Genomic DNA, 19005 nt, shown 5'->3' with positions numbered 1-19005 from the left:
TATACTATTTTAATTCACTAATTGATTATAAAACAAAAAGTCGTGATTTTTTTCACGACTCTTCATTTATCCATATTTAATTTGTATATTAGTTCTCTTGAAGGTTAAAAGTACTCCAAGGTTCTACCAAATCGAGCAGGTCTAAGTCATCTGCTCTTAGGTGTCCGACTACGTTTCGTCTACCATCATTTTCAAATGGGGTTAAGACAATTTGTAATTCACCTTTATAACGTGGGTATTGCTCGTTAACAACAACGATGTCCCCACATTCAAAAGTAGTCTTTTGATTGTTATGGGCAGGAATATCTTCCTTGGCATAAACAACACGTGGTTTAGTATCTCGCAACAAAAATTCCGATGCATCTCCGCGGTATAAATGCGGTTCTTTCAAGCAAATTGTGCGTTCAATTGGCAAAACATCGCTTTCAAATTCTATTCCTAAAACTGGAAATGGACTATTAAAAGCCTTGGAAGCTGCTGCCAATTCTTCTTCACTAGCAAAAGCATTACCGATAATAATATCGTCAATCATTTTACTTAAGCGTAAATGTGTGACTTGACTAGCAATATTGCGCAAACGGTCACTTTCCATTGTTGGCAAGCCTTCATGAACAGGCCATGGACCAAACTTAGCATTTTTAGAAGAAATGAACGCAGCGGTATGCAACCCGTATTCACGGTACTTGAACGAATAATCCATAAAGATATCTTCGCTCAGTCCCGTATATTCCTGAGGATAGAAGTTGTGACAACCAATTAGGTTATCAGGCTCTGGGTCATAGGACATAATACTGTCAAGGTAATTTGTACCACGACTCATATTTAGTTCAATTTTCAGACCATATGGATTATGCGTCATTGCCGCTTCTTCCATTCCGCTGAAGCCTTCATCTAACCGAAGACCCCAAACGCCTAAATCATGGAAGAAAACCAAGTTGTTGTAATCAATCTTTAATTCCTTAAATAATCCAGGGTTGATATCAACTACGGTCGTAAAGCCTAACTTATTAGCATAAGCAATATCTTGCTTTAATTTAGCAAGCAGGTCTTCGCCATCAGCACTCTTTAATTGCAGAAGTGAGGTGAAAATTCTGCGATAGCCATATTTGTAGGCTAAATCCATATATTTCTTATCCTGTTCAAATGTGCTCTGCTCAGGATAAAGTGATATACCTAACTGTTTCATATTTTACTCCTTAGGCTTTATTAACTTTACTTGGATCGACATTGTTTGAAGCAATGACGAATGGGACATAGATTAAGAAGCCAACTACCATATTAACAATTTGTAATACTAGTGAACGCCAATCAAAGGTTGCCAAAATAGCATTTAAAAATGGTGGCATTGACCAAACAGATTGTGCTCTAACTGGGTTAACCCATCCTAAGCTTAGGGCACCGTATGCAATGGAAACCATAACCATTGGTGCAAGGACAAATGGAATTAAGTAAATTGGGTTCAAAACAACTGGAATACCAAACATTGTTGGCTCGTTAATATTGAAGAAACCTGGAATAATTGAAAGCTTGGCCACAGCACGCTCATCTTCACGTTTAGAGAAGACTAAGATAGCAAGTAGCAAAAGTAATGTGGCACCTGCTCCTCCGATCCAAACATAAAGGTCAAAGTCTGTTCTAGTCCAAAGGTAAGGCAATGGCTTTCCTTTTGAACTAGCATTAACATTAGCAACTAAAGCGGTCATCCAAATACTTTCGGTAACTGGTGCCAAGACATTGGTACCGTGAATACCGAAGAACCAGAATAATTGAACTAAGAACGTAATCAGTAAGACTGACCAGTACCCTTGTCCGATCTTCATCAATGGCTCTTGAATTGTTTGTGAGATAAAGTCAATAACTGTTGTACCATTAAGGCTAAACAGATAGTCGATAATACCAACAACATATAAACCGGCAATAGCTGGAATAATACCAGTAAAGGCATTTGCAACTGCAGGAGGTACGCTATCAGGCATCTTAATTGTAATGTGTTTCTTCATTAAGAAGATGTAGATTGCAACAGCAATACCACCCATAATCATAACAGTGAAGAAGCCATAAGCGCCAAAGTATTTATTAAAGTTGAAGTAACCCCAAGCACTAACATTTTTACCAGCAACAGCTGCGCCAGCATCAGTTAAGCTCTTGATATCACCTTTAGTCAAAGCAGTCTTTAAGTCTAAAGAAAAACTTTGTGGCAATCCCATGATAAAGGTACCTAAAGTAACCAAACCACCGGCAATAGGCTCAGCCTTGTATTGTACACACATGTGATAACCAAACGTAAAGGCAAACAGTAAACCTAAAATAGCTGTCGAACCTGTCCATACAGTAGCGTTAATGTTAATTAACCACTGCATTGAGTTAACAAAGCCCATCCAGCCAAATTTAGTAGGCATATCTCTAACTAAAGCATTAAGAACATTAGCAATAGATCCAGCCAATACTAACGGCATAATGGAAATAAACGCGTCACGCAAAGCTACAAGCCAGCGAATTGACCCAATCTTGGCTGCGACTGGGACGACATGCTTATTTAACCAATTTATTAAAGCATTCATAATAATTCTCCTTACTATATTTCTACTCCAACTGAATTATAACACATAATTTGGAAACGCTTTAGTATTTTTGGGCAGAAATCCGCGTGGCTGTAGCACTGACGGCATTGGTATACACCAAAGTAAGCTCTTAATCACGGTGTATTTATTGATTATCATTAATAATGGTATATACCAAAAAACTTTTAAAAAAATACCATAAATTAAATTACAAAGAAAGCTTTTTCAGCGTTTGTATAGCAAAGACAGGCAATTCTGAGAAAATTTCGCGACAATCTTTTTGATTGCAACAAAAAACCAAGCAGTAATTACCACTTGGCTTTTACTTATTTAGTTTTTGCCATTTTTATTCCTTTATTGCTGGCCAGTACAAATGGTAGATACAGGAAGATATCTAAAATAAAGAGGAGTAGCGACAAAATGGTCGCAGGTATATCCCCAGCAGTAGTAATCCAGGTGGTTAAGATCGGTGGAATCGTCCATGCTGGGATAACAACGCTTTTGGCTACCAGTCCAAGAACCGTCAACGGATAAGCGATTGCTAAGTTGATTAAAGGAACAAAAATAAAGGGAATTAGAAAGTAAGGATTCATGACCACCGGCATTCCAAACATAATTGGTTCAGAAACATTGAAGAAGCTCGGTAATAAACCCAACTTAGCAACATCACGGTAGTCTTTTCGCTTGGAGGCAATAAAAATTGCAATCAAAAATGGTAGAATGGCACCCGTCCCGCCAAATAAGGTATACATTCCAATCCAAGGATTAGTAACGATGTTGGGAACAGCTTTATGTGCCGCAAAAGCTGCCATATTTTGTTGAATTGCAGCAATCATTGATGGCGAAGTGACCGAAGCAACAATATTTTGGCCATGAAGACCGAAAAACCAAAGGAACTGGGTTACAAATTGAATTACAAACAGACCGAGCCAAGATTCCATTGCCACTTGTAGGGGTCTGGAAATAACGGCTTGCACTAAATCCGTAAAGGATTGATGAAAAATTTGAACATACGCAAAACTAACGACTGCAAAAACAATTACAACAAGTGATTCTGGAATCAGTGAGTTAAACGACTGGGCAACTGCTGGCGGAACACCTTCAGGCATTTTTATTCGTAATTTCTTTGCCCGGTAAAAAAACAGCAGAAGTTCGGTACTTAAAAGCGCAGCAATTAAGCCGACAAACATGCCTCCCGAAGAAGTCAGGGCTTGTGAATACACGCCTGTAACCGTCACGTTTTTAATGGTTCCTGCTACCACGGCTTGATTATTTAACGGAAATAGAATTAATGCCGTCGCTACGCTTAAAATTCCGGCATGGATTGGGTTGATGTCATTTGTTGTAATCTTACCATCGGCAATATAACTATTAAGTAACCGGTAACCAATAATAAAAGTTACAAAAATTGTCATAAAACCCATGGTACCATTATTTACCATCGTTCCCATTTCTGTGAGCTTAGTAGCATAGGGAAAGGCCTTTATTACCGCTGAATTGCTAAACACTAAAGAATTAAGCAATATAAAAAGCGAATTAACCATAATAATGGGGGTTATGTCGACAAAGGCGTCACGGATCGCAACAAGATGGCGCTGATTACCAACTTTGACCGCAATTGGCAAAACCAATTTATTAATTTTATTAGTAATACTCATTTTTACTCCTTGGATTTTCTTAATGGATGATAGTAATGAGGTTTTATATTTTTGAAACGTTTCAATAATTGTATTATACACTGCTGCAGCAATTTTGTAAACGTTTCAATTAATAAAGAGTGACTTATTCTTAAGCACGATACCAAAAAAAGAAGCTCAACAGAGCTTCTAATCTGGGGCTAGTTGCTTTCTGCGGTAATCTTTAACACACCATAGGGGTAAGCTGTAACTGGCAGAACAACCATATTATTGGTTACCGCCACCGTTTTATTACTTTCAAGATCTACTACTTTACTATTTTTCAAAGGTAGTGCACAAAGATTTTTCGCTTGGCCGCTTTCCTCCTTAGCAAAAAAGAGATAGTAAGTTTTACCCTTTTTCGTTAGCCGCAAGTTCTTGCTGACAGCCTCGGGACATCCCCGCGTCCCATAAACCGCGTCGCCAAAAATCTTAAGCCAATCACCTAACTGCGCCATTAATGTTAGTGCTTGTTGTGGCAATGTCCCATCGGGCTTGGGCCCGACGCCTAAAATAACATTGCCACCCAAAGTAATGATTGCAACAATATTACTCAGAATTTCTGGAAAACTCTTATATTGATCATTGGGAACATAGCCCCAGTTCTTGGCTAATGTGATATTGCTTTCCCACACTTTTTTAGGTGGAATGGCAGGAATCTTCCGTTCTGGTGTTACATAGTTTTCGTATAATCCGCCAATTGTTCTATCTACGATCAAAGTATCAGGCTTAATCTTCCAGATTTTATGAGCAATTTCTGCCATCGGCAAGTTTTCATGGTGCATGCTATTCACCCAACCCGCATCAAGCCAGAGAATATCAATCGGTCCGTAATTTTGACAGATTTCCACTAGTTGATTTTCGACATAAGTTTGAAATTGGTGCCATAACTGCGGCTTTTCTTGCGGATCATAACTAGCATAGCGTCCCTTGGGATCAGAATTAGGCTCCCAGTAAGCCGAACTATGCCAATCTGCTTTTGAATAATAGGCTCCCGTTGCAATCCCTTCATGCCGGAAAGCATTGTTGATATCTTTTAAAACATCCGCATGAGCGCTAGTATGGAAAGCACAATTTGCATCAGTAATCTTGTAATTACTATATTTTGTATCATACATATTAAAGCCATCATGGTGCTTAGTCGTAAAAATCATGTACTTGAACCCAGCATTTTTAGCCGCCTTAGCCCAACTTTCTGGGTTAAAGTTAACGGGATTAAATTGCCGTTCCAAGTTCCAGTAATCGCGGCGCAAAGTTGCTAAATCACTGCGCCAGGCACTGTGCTTTCGCGCCCAATCATCTTCTTTGGATAATTGCCATGATTCCACAATTCCTGCTTGTGAATACAAGCCCCAATGAAAAATAACTCCTAATTTTTGATCCTGAAACCAGGCTAATTTGTTTTTAATTGCTTCCGGTAAGTCCTGATAACGCTCTTGCTCGGCTGCCTGACTTTCGACAATATCTAGTCTGTCATTATTTTGCTTATTCACCCGATAACTCCTTTTGCCAGAAAATCTGGTCCTGAATAAATGTTTGATGTTGAACCGCTTGGTGATCAAGCAACTTTAAGGTTACTTCCGCCACTTTTTCAGCCACCATATCCACCGGCTGTTTGATCAAAGTTACCGGCAATCTCATATTAAGCAAAAAGTGCGAATATCCGAACCCAGCAACAGCAATATCTTTACCAACTATTTTTTTCGCATCTTTAATGCTTTGAACTACTTGAATTGCATTCGTATAATTGGTTACAAAAATGGCATCAAATTCCTTCTCGATGAGCTCGGTAACTGCATCATATGCCTCGGTAGTGCCATAATTGACGTATTTAACATAATCAGGCGGTAACTTCTCCTGAACGTCGTCAAAGGCCGCATTAACGCCTGCCAATCTTTGCTGAAGAACATAGTCACTTTCAGTTGGAATGATAAAGGCCGTTTTTTTACGTTTCAGTAGCAATTGCTTGACGACTTGTTCGGCGGCACACATGTCGGCGGTTAATATTTCCGGAACACTTTCATTGGCAAGCGATGCCTCTACCGAAATTACCGGTACATTCAGATTGCCGATTTCTTGAAAAGACTGCCATTCACTCTCAGCTTTTAAAATAATTAAAGCGTCAACCGATCTCTCGATTAGTTTGTGCAGCTTATAATTAAAAGTTTTTTCACTGTTACGGTGACTCGTCAAAAGCAAAAAATAACCTGCCCGGTCGAATAACTGTTCCAACTTCGCTAATAACTGGGCACTATAAAAGTTATCCATGTTATCAACAAGGATGCCAATTGAAGACGATTTATTCATTTTTAAAGACTTGGCGGTTTGGTTGGGGATATAGTTCAAATCCTGAATTGCTTTTTTTACTTTCTCTTCGTTTCCCTGCTTTAAGCGATAACCATTCAAGTAGCGTGAAACTGACCCCACCGAAACACCGGCTTGAGTTGCAATATCCTTAATTGTGACCATTTTAGTTCTCTCTTCCAGTTTGTTTATTTTTAATCTAGCTCAGCTCCATTAGACTTAATTACTTTTTGAAACCACCAGTAACTTTTCTTCGGAATCCGCTTGAGATCGAGCAGTTCGTGATTAGTACGGTTAACATAAATCATCCCATAACGCTTATCCATGTCTCCGCTAGAGCTGGGAATATCAATTAAGCCCCAGACTAAGTAACCGATAATTTCGACGCCATCAGCAAATTTTGCTTGTTTCAATGCCTTTAAATGCTCTCGGTGATAGCTGATCCTATCGTCATCACTAATTTGCTCACCCTGATATTTATCACGAATGCCAATGCCATTTTCAATTGGAAATAATGGCAAATGATATTGATTATAGGTTTTGGTTAAAATATCCCTGAAGCCGCTTGGATCAATCGACCAACCCCATTCATTTACAGGCAGAAAGGGATTTTCCTTACCACCAAATTTAAGATAGTAGTTTGGTGCCGTATTTTCCGGAACCAGAGTACTACTAATTGTTGCACTTTGATAATAACTAAAGGCAAAGTAATCACTGCGTAAATGACTTATTTCTTCCAGATCTTCTGGAAAAACGTCCTTGGTCAAATCGTGTTTTTGAGCAAAATGCACGACTTCTGTTGAATAATGACCGTAAACAAATGCATCAAGCAAATTTTTATTTAAAAATTCATCAATTTGGCGAGCATATTGAATGTCCTTAGGCAGCGATGAAACAGGATAAACCTCGCTATATGCAAGCATGCCACCAATTTGACAATCGGTTTTTTCATGCAAATAATTGGCAATCCGCGCGTGTGCCAGCATCACGTGATGACTAATGGTATAAATACCACCCAGTGTTTCCTTGCCCTTAAGACAGCCAGCAATTTTATATGCTCCTGGCATGAAGTAAAGATTTTGCTCATTAAAGGTAAGCCAATATTTTACCCGCTTACCAAATAAATCAATCATTTTTTTGCCATAACGGACAAAGGCATCAACCACGTGCCGATCTAAGAAGCCATTATACTTTTGCGCTAAATTTAACGGCATGTCAAAATGATATAGACAAATCATAGGCTCAATTTGGCGCTTTAATAACTCATCAATCAATTTTGAATAAAAGTCGATTCCATCTTGGTTAAAGTCCCCATCTCCTTTTGGGTTTACCCTACTCCAAGAAATCTGAAAACGATAGCAATTAATTCCCTGCTTAGCCATCAAATCTAGATCTTCCGCATAACGGTGGTACTCATCAATTGCATCATCCCAGACTGAAGAACCATCATTATTGCGGTAAGTATCATAAACAGACGGACCTTTTCCGCCCTCATGAACGCCACCTTCAGTCTGCATACTTGAAGTTGAATTGCCCCATAAAAAGTTCTTAGGTAGTGCTTGCATATCTATTTTTACCTCATTAAGTTAAAATTGAAACGTTTCAATACTATTATAATAAAGCGTGTTATAGTTGTAAAGCTCAAGCAAATGATTTATGGTTATCTATCCGCTCCTAGAAGTTATTACCTAGCCAAAGATAGCAAAAAGCATCCCAATCCATAATCGAATTTATTTTAGGGATGCTTTTCTTTGTTATTCGGTTTGATAAGGTCGATAAGTTTTGTGTTCAGTTGAATATTCCACTACCCTTTTGATCTTTAGTCCAGAAAAATCGATCAGGGACACACCATCAAAACAGTATTCCTTTTCCTCTCTTGCTTGGAAAAACCACGTAACAACAAATTGACCCGAGGTGGTTTGTTCGATCTTAAAAATTGTCCACTTTAAGACCGTCTGTTTCTGGGCCGCCACTTTAATATATGCTTTAAGTTCAGCTAGACCTTGGTAAGTAGCTCCGTAACACTCACGGTAGAACATGTCTTGTTCAAACCATTGATCAAGCTTGGAAAAATCTTTCTTAACCCAGGAATCAAAATAATCTCTGATAATTTGCTCCTTTGCATTCACAATCTGCTCTTTAGTCATAGTGCATATCCTTTTTTATTTACTACTGCAATTTACCTTAGAAAAAAAGGCGGCACCTATTCGGCGTCGCCTTCTATTTTTTACGTGACTACTTGTTAGTAGTTGCGTAATCAGATATGTTCAAAACTTGTTGGAACCCATTTGCACTAGTAATTGTTAAAACTGTATTGTTGTTACTAAACTGAATAGCACTCTTGTCTACCCCATTAACAGTTGCAATTAATTGCACAATTTGGTCAGCTTCAGTACTAGTTAAGTTCTTTAAATCAGCAACTACAACTTTTTTACCGTTAAGAGCTGCTTTTGCAGTATTAATTTTACTTACCGCATCATTAACTTGCGCAATAGTTGAACCAGCTGAATTAATTTGGTTACCAGTGGTAATTGCAGCATCGTAAGCATCACGAAGTGACTTAGCTGAAAGCTTGTAAGCGTCACTTGCCTTAACCGTTGCATCTTGGTTTAAAAGATCTTGCAAAGCCTTCTTATCGGAGGCAGCAGCATTTACAGTGGCGTTTTTAGCTGATTCCGGTGTATTAACTGGCGTCAGTTTTTGACCACTGATTGTGCTGACATCGTCTTCTTTAATGAAGCCATTCTTATCGCTTTGCAGCTTGTAGAATAAGACAGCTTTATTTTCAGCTTCAACCCAAATATAACGCAGTTCGCTTACCCGAGCAGTGTGACCCTTAGCAAACGTCTTGGTAGTTTGAAGAACACCTTTATCGTTGTATACATTAGCATCACGAGCAAGAGTTACAAGAGTAGAGTTAGGATCTTGTTCTGGCTTAGAATTTGCTGGTTTTAATTGCTTACCGGTAATTACACCTACATTATTCTTCTTAACCCATTGATCAGTACCAGGATAATTGCTGTCGCTAATCCGGTAGTATAATTTACTTCCGATGTATTGCAATTTATCAACTTGAATTTGTTGACCAGTTCTAAGCAATTTCTTAGTTGAATGGCCTTCACCATCATAGATGTAGGCATTGTGGCTCAATGTAATAACAGTTGGGTCATTTTGATTGTCACTTGGTGTGTTATCAGTATCAGCAGGCTTTAACTTACCAGAAAGCTTGCCAACATTAGCTGCCTTGATAAATTGATTATCTTGACCACTAATTCTGTAGTACAGCTTTTTGCCAATATGAATTGATTGGTCAAAGCTTACGGTTTGACCCTTCTTGATCTTCTTTTTATTGGTCTTACCCTTAGCATCATAGATATAAGCATTGTGCTTAATCTTGCCTGTTACAGCTGTATTTGCTGCTGGAGTTGTTTTACCAACTTTCTTGCCGTCAACATAGCCAACGTTAGCAGCTTTTACAAAAGCACCATTACCAATGTCATAGTAGTCCTTGCCAGAAATTGTAACCTTTGAACGGTAATTCAAGGTAATGCCCTTAACAATTTTAGTATTCTTGGCACTGCCCATGTAAGTCTTCAGGCGCTTTCCATCCTTGTCATAAACATATGCATTATGACTTAACTTAATTGTGCCTTTTTTCGAAGTTTTCTTCTTAGCCGTTGCCTTTTTGGCAGCTTGTACAGTTACAGCTTGACTAGTACTTATTACTGGACTAACACCAATCAGTGCAGCAGTCGATACCATCATTAACTTATGACTTAGTTTCATCTATTTATCTACCTCGTTTTAAAAAACAATCTCAATACAGTAATTGTATACTAAAAAAGAGATTTTATAAATCAAGTTGGTAATAACTTAACTTTTCTTAATACTCTTAATTAAATACTAAAAACAAAAGTTATTGCGCCAATTTTTGTAATAATTATACTTTACTTTGCTAAAAGAACAAACTATTCAGCAGCTTTTTTACGCATTTGCCGCTCACTAATTGCAGTATAAAGCAAAAACAGGACTGCTACTATTGATGCACCGTAAAGCACGGTATTGCTGGCAATCCAGCCAAAATGATCAACTAAAATACCAATTAATGCTGTCGCCAATGTCTCGCCAAAAATGTACTGGAAAAAGCCCATAAATCCCGTCGAAGCACCAACGGCAAACTTTGGCACAACTTCATTGATCATTAAGCCAACAAGCGTCAGCGGGGCATAAATCAAGTTACCCATAATAATTAGGGCAATAATAATTACAGTGTGATTGCTACTGAAAAAGTAGCAGGTTAAACAAAGCAGCATTCCAATTACGCAGACAATTGAAACTGTGGCCCGCCGACCCTTTAAAGCGTCAGAAATTGCACCAATGATAATTACGCCTGGCACAGAAGCTAATTCAAAAATACCAATTACCCATTTGGCTGCTGCTGGATCAAAACCCTTATTTTGAACTAAATAAGAAGGAATCCAGCTTTGAATACCATAGCGTACAAGGTATAAAGACATTGATGTTAAGGTTACCGCCCAAACAAGCTTATTTTTCAAAATGTATTTAATAAAAATTTGCGTGATGCTTAAATCTGTTTGATCGGAGGTAGAAACTTGGCCATTATCAAGGATGACTTTGTCACCGGTATAAGTTGAAATATCTGGCAAGCCCACTACCTTTGGCCGATCAGCTCCTAATAGCAAGATCAAGATGCAAATTATGAATGAAATAACCGAGGCGGTGTAGAAAACTGCGGGAATCGAGCCAGAAAAAAGAAAGACCGCTAGTTGTACTATGGCAACGCAGATAAATGAACCGGCATTGTGGGCAGAAGACCAGATCGAATACATTGTGCCCCGCATTCTTGGTCCCCACCAAAGCTGAATCATTTTTTGACAAGCCGCTGCACCCATTCCTTGGGTTACGGCCATTAAAAACATTAAGAGCATCATTAAATATAAGTTTTTGGTTGAGCCCAAGAAAATATTTAATACTGCCGACAAAAACAGGCCTGCCATCAGGTAGCGGTTGGAATCACATTTATCAGCAAAAACGCCCATGAATAACTTAGCCACACCGTAGCCAATGCCAAAGCAGGATAAAATCAAGCCAATGTTAGCCGTGGAAAAATGATAGGCCTTCATAATATCATTTTGCTCGGTTGTAAATACTAAACGAATAATGTAATAACCAATGTAGCCAATACAAGTTGCGAGCAGCACGCCAAATTGCCGCCACTTATACGTACTTGCGACCTTTTCAGGTGGCACAATTTTCTGTGAGTCAGGTTGTTTTAAGATCCATTTAAACATTTTTTCACTCCCTTTTTATTCATGATAGCACTTTCTTAGAAATTTTAAAAAACTAAAAAAGCTTTAGCAATTTTGCTAAAGCTTTAACTATTATAGTTATTTCCAATTTGGATCATCGGCCAACGGTAATTTGTGCCAATAATCTGCTTTGTTAACTTGACGACCGCGAGCAATCGCCATGTCATACTTGTTAACATCCTTAGTAATCGTTGAATCCGCAGCTACAAAAGCGTGATCAGCAATATTTACTGGCGCAATCAAAGTTGAGCCTGAGCCGATAAATGCTCGGTCACCAACATTAATATGGTCCTTTTTAACACCATCGTAATTGGCAAAAATCGTACCGCAGCCAACATTAATGTCTTTACCCAAAGTTGCGTCGCCAACATATGTTAAATGACCAACCTTCGAGTTTTCACCAATTTCAGCATTTTTAATTTCCACAAAGTTGCCAATGTGTGCTCCCTTGCAAATAAGTGAATTTGGTCGTAAATGAGAATTTGGTCCGATATCAGTATGAGCAGCCATTTCCGAATTCTCAATCGTTGATGAAGTTACAGTAACATGATCGCCAATCTTAGAATCAATGATTCTTGAACCAGAAGTAATCAGACAGTCACTGCCAATTTCTGAATTGCCCTTGATAACCACATTACCTTCAATGACAGTATCACAAGCGATTTTAACATCTGCATCAATATAAGCAGTATCCGGATCAATAAACGTTACACCGTTTTCCATGTGCATTTGATTAATCCGCTTTTGCATAATTTTAGTAGCTTGAGCCAGCGCAATCCGATCGTTGACACCAATACTTTCACTAAAGTCACGCATCCTGTAGGCACCAATTCTTTGGCCGGCATTACGCAAGATTTCCAAGACATCAGTCAGGTAGTATTCACCCTGAGCATTCTGATTATTGACATGCTTTAACGCATCAAAAAGTAGTTTATTGTCAAAACAAAAAACACCAGTGTTAATCTCCTTGATCTTTAAATCTTCGGGGCTACCATCTTTTTGCTCAACAATTCGCAGCACGTTATCTTGATCATCACGGATAATTCGTCCATAGCCATAAGGATCAGGAGCCTGAGCTGTTAAAACTGTAGCTGCATTACCCTTGTTCTGATGGTAATCAAATAGTTTTTGGAAGGTTTCACTGGTAAAAAGCGGAGTATCTCCCGTAATTACCAGAGTAGCGCCATCTTTATCAGCCAGTTCTTTTTCGGCAGTTAAAACGGCGTCACCAGTACCCAACTGCTTTTTCTGTAAAGCGAATTCGGATTTGCCAGCAAGCACTTTTTCAACTTCCTGAGCACCATTACCAACGACCGTCACAATTTTGTCAGGCTTAATCGCTTGGGCTGCTTGAACAACGTGTTCAACCATTGATTTACCACATACTTGGTGCAAGACTTTGTAAAGGCGGGACTTCATCCTTGTACCTTTACCAGCTGCAAGAACAACTACAAACTTTTTCATTACTTTTAGCCTCTTTTATTCTCAGATTAATTCTTTATTTTTTAGTATAACATTTATCCTAAAAGCGGTTAAAGTCCGTATGTGCTATAAGCGTGCCCGGTTCGGCCAGGATTACTTTCTTTTTACCGTCAACTCGCTTTATTTTAACTAAAGAAAGATGTCCCTCTATTAGTTTTTCATCTTCAAAATCGGCTTCACATAGTACACAAACACCAGCAATATTACTGTTAAATTCTCTAACTAGTTGCTGCATTCCAGTTAGCGTACCACCAGCCATCATAAAGTCATCGACTAATAAAACATTTGAGTTTTCTTTCAAAACCCTTGTTGGCAACTCCATTTTAGACACGCGATCCAGAGAAGAAGAAATATAATTAACCGAAACGGTGGCCCCTTCTGTCACCTTCGAGCGTTTACGCGCAATAATAAACGGAACGTTCAAATAACGAGCGACAGCCTGAGCAAGTGAAATCCCTTTAGTTTCAATTGTCATCACCACATCTATATCGGCATAAGCGTAACGCGTTGCAATCAGCTTGCCAATTTTTTCAAGGTCTTGGGGATTGCCCAGAATATCAGAAAGATAAACAAAGCCTCCAGCTAAAATACGTTCTGGATCCTCAATTCGCGTTGCCAAATCCTGCAGGTAATGTTGCGCATGCTTTTTACCCCAAAATGGAACATAGCGGACACCACCAGCAGCACCTGCTACAGTTTCTAAGATTCCATCCTGGTTATCAGCTAAAGTATGCTTTAAAATTGCCAAGTCTTCAGAAATGGATGATTTAGCGGCACCATAACGTTTGGCAAAAAACGGTAATGGAATTAAGTCGTGTGGTCGCTCCATTAAATATTTAGTCATGTCAACTAATCGCTCTGAACGTTTCATAAAATCTCCTCCCCAATGTTTGTTTTTTACATGTTTCTACTATACACTGAACCACAAAAAAAGACACTAACATTTTTCAATGTTAATGCCAAAAAATTATTTTTTCACCCTAACTTGATTTATTCAGCTGAATCATCAAATTTTAATGTAATATTTTTGGTTAACAAATCCGTGTAACTGTAGGAAACATGTTCAAAGTTATTTTGATCTTGGTCTAAATCGACTACAAAAACTGCTGGAAATGTTTCCTTTAATACACCGCGTCTCTTGGTAACCTTCTTACGTCCTGCTCTTGCAACAACAGTTAAAGAATCTCCTAAATGTGAATCTAATTTCTGCTTTATGGTAGTAATAGATGTTGGCACTGATAACAACTCCTTTAGGAGCCTATTTTACCACAATATTATTATTTTTTCAATTCTTTTTAAGAGCAGCCCAAGGTCGCTTTCATCAACCAGCAGCCGGGATTTCCTTTGCCAATTGAATAAATTGGGCAATTTGTAATTGTTCGGGCCTGATGCGCGGTTCTACTCCGATAGCGGCAATAATTCGGGCACGTTCGTCACTATCAGATACCAAATTTTTCAAGTTATTGTTTAAAGTTTTTCGTCTTTGAGCAAAACACATTTTTACTACCCAATTAAAGTGTTTAACATCGCCAACATCTGGCTTATCTGCTAAAGGCTTAAGCACTACAACGCAGGAATCAACCTTCGGACGTGGAATAAACGAACTGCTTTTAACAGTTAAAGCATTCCGAACACTCATCTGCGTTTGAACAGCAATTGTTAGTGGTCCGTACTCCTTGCTATTGGGCTGAGCGCCAAGACGCTCGGCTACTTCCTGCTGCATCATTAAGGTTAAACTAGTGAAGTTTAAGTCTGATTGATTTAAAAAGAAAATAATTGGAGTTGTTATATAGTACGGTAAATTTGCGACTACTTTGATTGGTTTATTCATATCAAAAAAGCCACTTAGATCCTTAGCAAAATCTGCTTTCAAAATATCTTTTAATAACAGTTTGAAACGGTCCTGCAACAATGCGCCATTAACTTTGGCTGGTAACTCATTATGCAAAATTTCAGGCAAGCTCTCGTCAACTTCATAAGCAAAAACTTTCGCGCCTGCTAACAATAATTGTTCCGTCAACGAACCAATGCCTGGTCCAATTTCAATTACTTGGTCATCAGGTTTTATTTCAGCCGCTTGAACAATGCCCTGAATAGCATCTAAATCAACCAGAAAGTTTTGACCAAGATTTTTCTTTGCATGGACGAAATAACGGTTAATAATTGCTTGAGTCCTGACAAATGAGCCAATTGGAATTTCATTATTCATTTTTTGCCTCCTTAACTGCCTGCTCAAGCTCAGCAAGTGTCACACCAAAGGTATGCAGCCTTTTATAAAACTGCTTGGCATTGCCATAGCCAACCCGCAATTTTATGCCGACTTGCTCTCGTAATTTGCGAGAATCTACACCGCTGGACAGCCCCAGCCTCTGGTAATCGCTTTTAGTTAAGTCACTTGGTAAAGCTTGGCTTTCATGTAAGTCCTGCAAGGCTTTCACGAGTGCTTGTTTTGAAGCATGCTCTACCCCCAATGAACTACCGCGACCATGCTTAGTCGGTTCTCCTTCTTTGCGCGTGATAAACGCCTGCTTGGCATTAGGGACAGCTTCTGTCACTAACCGCCGAATTCGTTCACCGTTGAGATCTGGGTCAGTTAGCACAATAATTTCACGCTTTTTAGCCAATTCCTTCAGTTCTGTTAAAACCGCCTCCGGAACATCTGAACCGTTGGTTTCAATTGTTTCGATCCCAGGAAAAAATTGGTTTAAGCGAATCGTATCATCTTTGCCCTCAACGACCACAACAGCATTAAATTGTTTTTTATTTAAGACCATAAACCCTCATTGTATTTGTGTACGTGGCTTCTGCAACTTCTTCTAACGAAATATTTTTAAGCTGAGCAATTGCTTTTGCTACATAGTAGACATTACCCGGCTCGTTTTGACGGCCACGGTAAGGCTTAGGCGTTAGAAATGGTGCATCGGTTTCTACTAGCAAACGGTCGAGCGGCGTATTTTTGGCCGCCTCATGAACCTCGGTTGCCTTGGTAAACGAAACAACACCCGAATATGAGAAACAAACATTTAAGTCCAAAAACTTTGCTAGCCACGATGAATCGCCGTTAAAGCTATGGAGAACTGCACCGTATTCCAGATTGCTATTTTTTAAAATATCATAACAATCAGCAAACGCATCCCTTGTATGGATGTCCACGGGCTTCTTCAATTCGTGGGCAACCTCAATCTGGCGGGCAAACACTTCACGTTGCTTTTGGCGCGGAGACTCATCCCAATAATAATCAAGGCCGATTTCTCCCATTGCAACAACACCAGGTATTTGCAACTGCTCGATTAATTGGTCTTCAGCTTCTTGATTGTAATCCTTAGCTACATCGGGGCAGTACCCCACCATTGCATACACTTGGCTAAAGCGCTGACTGAGTTCAATCGCACGCTTATTAAAATCCGGATCTTGCCCGACGCAAATTAGTTTAGTTACACCTAACTTTTGCGCACGATCAAGGTAAAATTCTTCTTTTCCTCGAAAAGGCTCATCCTGCAAATGCATATGGTTATCAATTAATTCCATTAAGCTAAATCTGCCCCAATTTCATGTTCATCGCCAACTAGTGCCAATTTGACTTGACCATTCTTTTCGCTTGAAAGCAGCATTCCTTGGCTCAGATGACCTAACATCTTGCGTGGCTTTAAATTAGTCACAGCCAGAACTTTTTTACCTAATAATTCACTTGCATTAGGGTAATATTTCCGAATACCGCTCAGAATTTGCCGCTCATCACCATTACCAAAATCCAATTGGAATTGCAGCAATTTGCTTGAACCTTGAACTGGCTCAACTGCTAAAATTTTACCAACTTGGATCTTAACTTTATCAAAATCATCAATCGTGATTTCTGGTCCTTGTTCTTTTTCACTCCGGCTTTGCTTTTTTGGCTTAGCCTTTGCCATTTCATCTTGAATATACTTAATTTCTTCTTCAGGCTTTAAGCGTGGATAAATTGGTTCTGGCTTTTCAGTAACTTGGACATTCCAGTCGAAATCGCCAAAGTGAAGCTTCTTTTGGTCCTCATTATTCCAGTCCAGACCAAGTTGCTTAAACATTTCTACTGGTGTTCTAGTCATAATTGGCGCAATTAATAACGCAATAATCCGCAAGCTTTCAGCCAGGTTGGTCATTACACGCGCTAAATCGTCCTTTTTACCTTCTTTATTCAAGGCCCAAGGCATCGTTTCATCAATATATTTATTAGCGCGACTAACTAGTTGCCAGATATCTTCGATGGCTTGAGTGAAGTGAAGTGTATCCATTTTCTTCAGATAATCAGTGATTACGTTGTTAGCAACTTTAATTAGATCTTGACCTAATTCATCTTGCTCTGATGCAATTGGGCTAACCTTGCCGTCTTGATACTGATTGATCATAGATACCGTTCTGTTCAATAAGTTGCCTAAATCATTAGCTAAATCATAGTTAACTCTCTCAACGAAATCTTCTGGAGTAAAAATACCATCTGCACCAAATGGCAATGCACGCATTAAGTAGTAGCGCAAAGCGTCAACACCATAACGGTTAATGATTGATTCTGGGTAAACGGCATTGCCCTTAGACTTGGACATTTTACCGTCTTTCATCAATACCCAGCCATGACCAATAATGTGCTTTGGCAGTGGCAATCCTAATGCCATCAACATAATTGGCCAGTAGATTGTATGGAAGCGAACAATCTCTTTACCTACAAGGTGAACATCAGCAGGCCAGTATTTCTTAAATAAAGAATCGTCATCAGAGCCATACCCTAATGCAGTAATATAGTTGGACAACGCGTCAATCCAAACATAAACCACGTGCTTAGGATCACTTGGCACAGGAATTCCCCAAGAAACAGTTGTCCGCGTGACGGAAAGATCTTCAAGACCTGGTTTAATAAAGTTATTAACCATTTCCTTTTCACGTGAATGAGGCAAAATGAAATCAGGATGATCTTGATAATACTGGTAAAGTCTATCAGCGTACTTGCTCATCTTGAAGAAATATGATGGCTCTTTAACTAATTGCACTTCATGGCCTGATGGTGCCTTACCACCAATTACATTGCCTGTGTCATCTTTATAGACTTCGGCCAATTGCGATTCTGTAAAGTATTCTTCATCTTCAACTGAATACCAGCCAGTGTATTCACCAAGATAAATATCACCCTGCTTTAAAAGCTGTTCAAAAATCTTTTGAACACCCTTAACGTGCTCTTCGTCAGTAGTGCGAATAAATTTGTCATATGAGATATCTAGGCTTTTCCATAACTTTTTGTATGTTTTAACCATCTTGTCGACAAACTCTTGGGGTTTAATACCTTGTTTTTCAGCTTTTTGTTCAATTTTTAAGCCGTGTTCATCGGTACCAGTTAAAAAGAAAGTATCGTAACCCTGACTACGCTTGTAGCGTGCCATTACATCAGCCGCAATTGTTGTGTATGCATTACCAATTGTTAGACGACCAGACGGATAGTAGATTGGGGTTGTAATATAAAAAGTTTTTTTATCAGCCATGTTCATTTTCTCCTTAAGATTCGTTTAATTTCATTATATTATACTACATCAATAAAAAAGAGAATTCCTTACGGAGTTCTCTTTTTTACTATTTCATAACGTAATTTGCTTAAAATAGCCTGCTTTTTGCCCTTTTGCTTAGTACTTG

At 38.9% G+C, this 19005-nt stretch carries 16 protein-coding genes; all 16 read right to left on the bottom strand.

What is annotated here, in order from left to right; translation table 11 throughout:
- Positions 1-88 precede the first annotated feature (88 nt).
- The 16 genes from J3U69_RS05605 to metG all read right to left on the bottom strand — a co-directional run bounded on the left by J3U69_RS05605 (position 89) and on the right by metG (position 18857).
- Positions 89-1186 carry a DUF871 domain-containing protein gene (locus J3U69_RS05605; protein WP_267413337.1) on the bottom strand — a complete coding sequence of 366 codons (1098 nt, stop codon included), beginning with the start codon at positions 1184-1186 and terminating at the stop codon, positions 89-91.
- Positions 1187-1196: 10 nt separating this feature from the next.
- Positions 1197-2561 carry a PTS sugar transporter subunit IIC gene (locus J3U69_RS05600; protein WP_267413336.1) on the bottom strand — a complete coding sequence of 455 codons (1365 nt, stop codon included), beginning with the start codon at positions 2559-2561 and terminating at the stop codon, positions 1197-1199.
- A 326-nt stretch (positions 2562-2887) separates the two neighbouring features.
- Positions 2888-4219, bottom strand: coding sequence for a PTS sugar transporter subunit IIC (locus J3U69_RS05595; RefSeq protein WP_267413335.1), 1332 nt, complete (start codon positions 4217-4219; stop codon positions 2888-2890).
- Positions 4220-4398: 179 nt separating this feature from the next.
- Positions 4399-5730: an alpha-L-fucosidase gene (locus tag J3U69_RS05590; RefSeq protein WP_267413334.1), complete on the bottom strand. Its 1332-nt coding sequence runs from the start codon at positions 5728-5730 to the stop codon at positions 4399-4401.
- Entirely contained in the window at positions 5723-6706 is a 984-nt protein-coding gene (locus tag J3U69_RS05585) for a LacI family DNA-binding transcriptional regulator (protein WP_267413332.1), read from the bottom strand. The genes J3U69_RS05590 and J3U69_RS05585 overlap by 8 nt, the downstream gene beginning before the upstream one ends.
- A gap of 29 nt (positions 6707-6735) precedes the next feature.
- The gene (locus J3U69_RS05580; RefSeq protein ID WP_267413331.1) at positions 6736-8106 is read right to left on the bottom strand and encodes a glycoside hydrolase family 1 protein; all 1371 of its coding nucleotides are present in this window, start codon (positions 8104-8106) and stop codon (positions 6736-6738) included.
- A 189-nt stretch (positions 8107-8295) separates the two neighbouring features.
- Positions 8296-8688 carry a nuclear transport factor 2 family protein gene (locus J3U69_RS05575; RefSeq protein ID WP_220268502.1) on the bottom strand — a complete coding sequence of 131 codons (393 nt, stop codon included), beginning with the start codon at positions 8686-8688 and terminating at the stop codon, positions 8296-8298.
- Between the two features lie 88 nt (positions 8689-8776).
- Positions 8777-10327, bottom strand: a complete 1551-nt coding sequence (locus J3U69_RS05570; RefSeq protein WP_267413330.1) for an SLAP domain-containing protein — start codon at positions 10325-10327, stop codon at positions 8777-8779.
- A gap of 182 nt (positions 10328-10509) precedes the next feature.
- Entirely contained in the window at positions 10510-11853 is a 1344-nt protein-coding gene (locus J3U69_RS05565) for an MFS transporter (protein ID WP_220220170.1), read from the bottom strand.
- A 96-nt stretch (positions 11854-11949) separates the two neighbouring features.
- Entirely contained in the window at positions 11950-13335 is a 1386-nt protein-coding gene (gene glmU, locus J3U69_RS05560; RefSeq protein ID WP_103752270.1) for a bifunctional UDP-N-acetylglucosamine diphosphorylase/glucosamine-1-phosphate N-acetyltransferase GlmU, read from the bottom strand.
- Positions 13336-13393: 58 nt separating this feature from the next.
- Positions 13394-14224 carry a pur operon repressor gene (gene purR / locus J3U69_RS05555; protein WP_103752269.1) on the bottom strand — a complete coding sequence of 277 codons (831 nt, stop codon included), beginning with the start codon at positions 14222-14224 and terminating at the stop codon, positions 13394-13396.
- Positions 14225-14343: 119 nt separating this feature from the next.
- Complete coding sequence (locus J3U69_RS05550; RefSeq protein ID WP_103752268.1) at positions 14344-14589, bottom strand: Veg family protein; 246 nt, start codon at positions 14587-14589, stop codon at positions 14344-14346.
- An 85-nt stretch (positions 14590-14674) separates the two neighbouring features.
- Positions 14675-15562: a 16S rRNA (adenine(1518)-N(6)/adenine(1519)-N(6))-dimethyltransferase RsmA gene (rsmA, locus tag J3U69_RS05545; RefSeq protein WP_267413329.1), complete on the bottom strand. Its 888-nt coding sequence runs from the start codon at positions 15560-15562 to the stop codon at positions 14675-14677.
- A complete protein-coding gene (gene rnmV, locus J3U69_RS05540) occupies positions 15555-16127 on the bottom strand; it encodes a ribonuclease M5 (RefSeq protein WP_267413328.1) in 573 nt (190 codons plus the stop codon). Before rnmV ends, rsmA begins: the two co-directional genes overlap by 8 nt.
- Complete coding sequence (locus J3U69_RS05535; protein ID WP_267413326.1) at positions 16114-16881, bottom strand: TatD family hydrolase; 768 nt, start codon at positions 16879-16881, stop codon at positions 16114-16116. The genes rnmV and J3U69_RS05535 overlap by 14 nt, the downstream gene beginning before the upstream one ends.
- On the bottom strand, positions 16881-18857 hold the full coding sequence (gene metG, locus J3U69_RS05530) for a methionine--tRNA ligase (RefSeq protein WP_267413325.1): 1977 nt from the start codon (positions 18855-18857) through the stop codon (positions 16881-16883). Before metG ends, J3U69_RS05535 begins: the two co-directional genes overlap by 1 nt.
- Between the last annotated feature and the right edge of the window lie 148 nt (positions 18858-19005).

It is taken from the genome of Lactobacillus sp. B4026 (assembly GCF_026535825.1).
Taxonomy (GTDB): Bacteria; Bacillota; Bacilli; order Lactobacillales; family Lactobacillaceae; genus Lactobacillus; species Lactobacillus panisapium.
The sequence above is the reverse complement of the archived record's forward strand: the minus strand, read 5'-3'. Positions and strand labels throughout refer to the sequence as shown.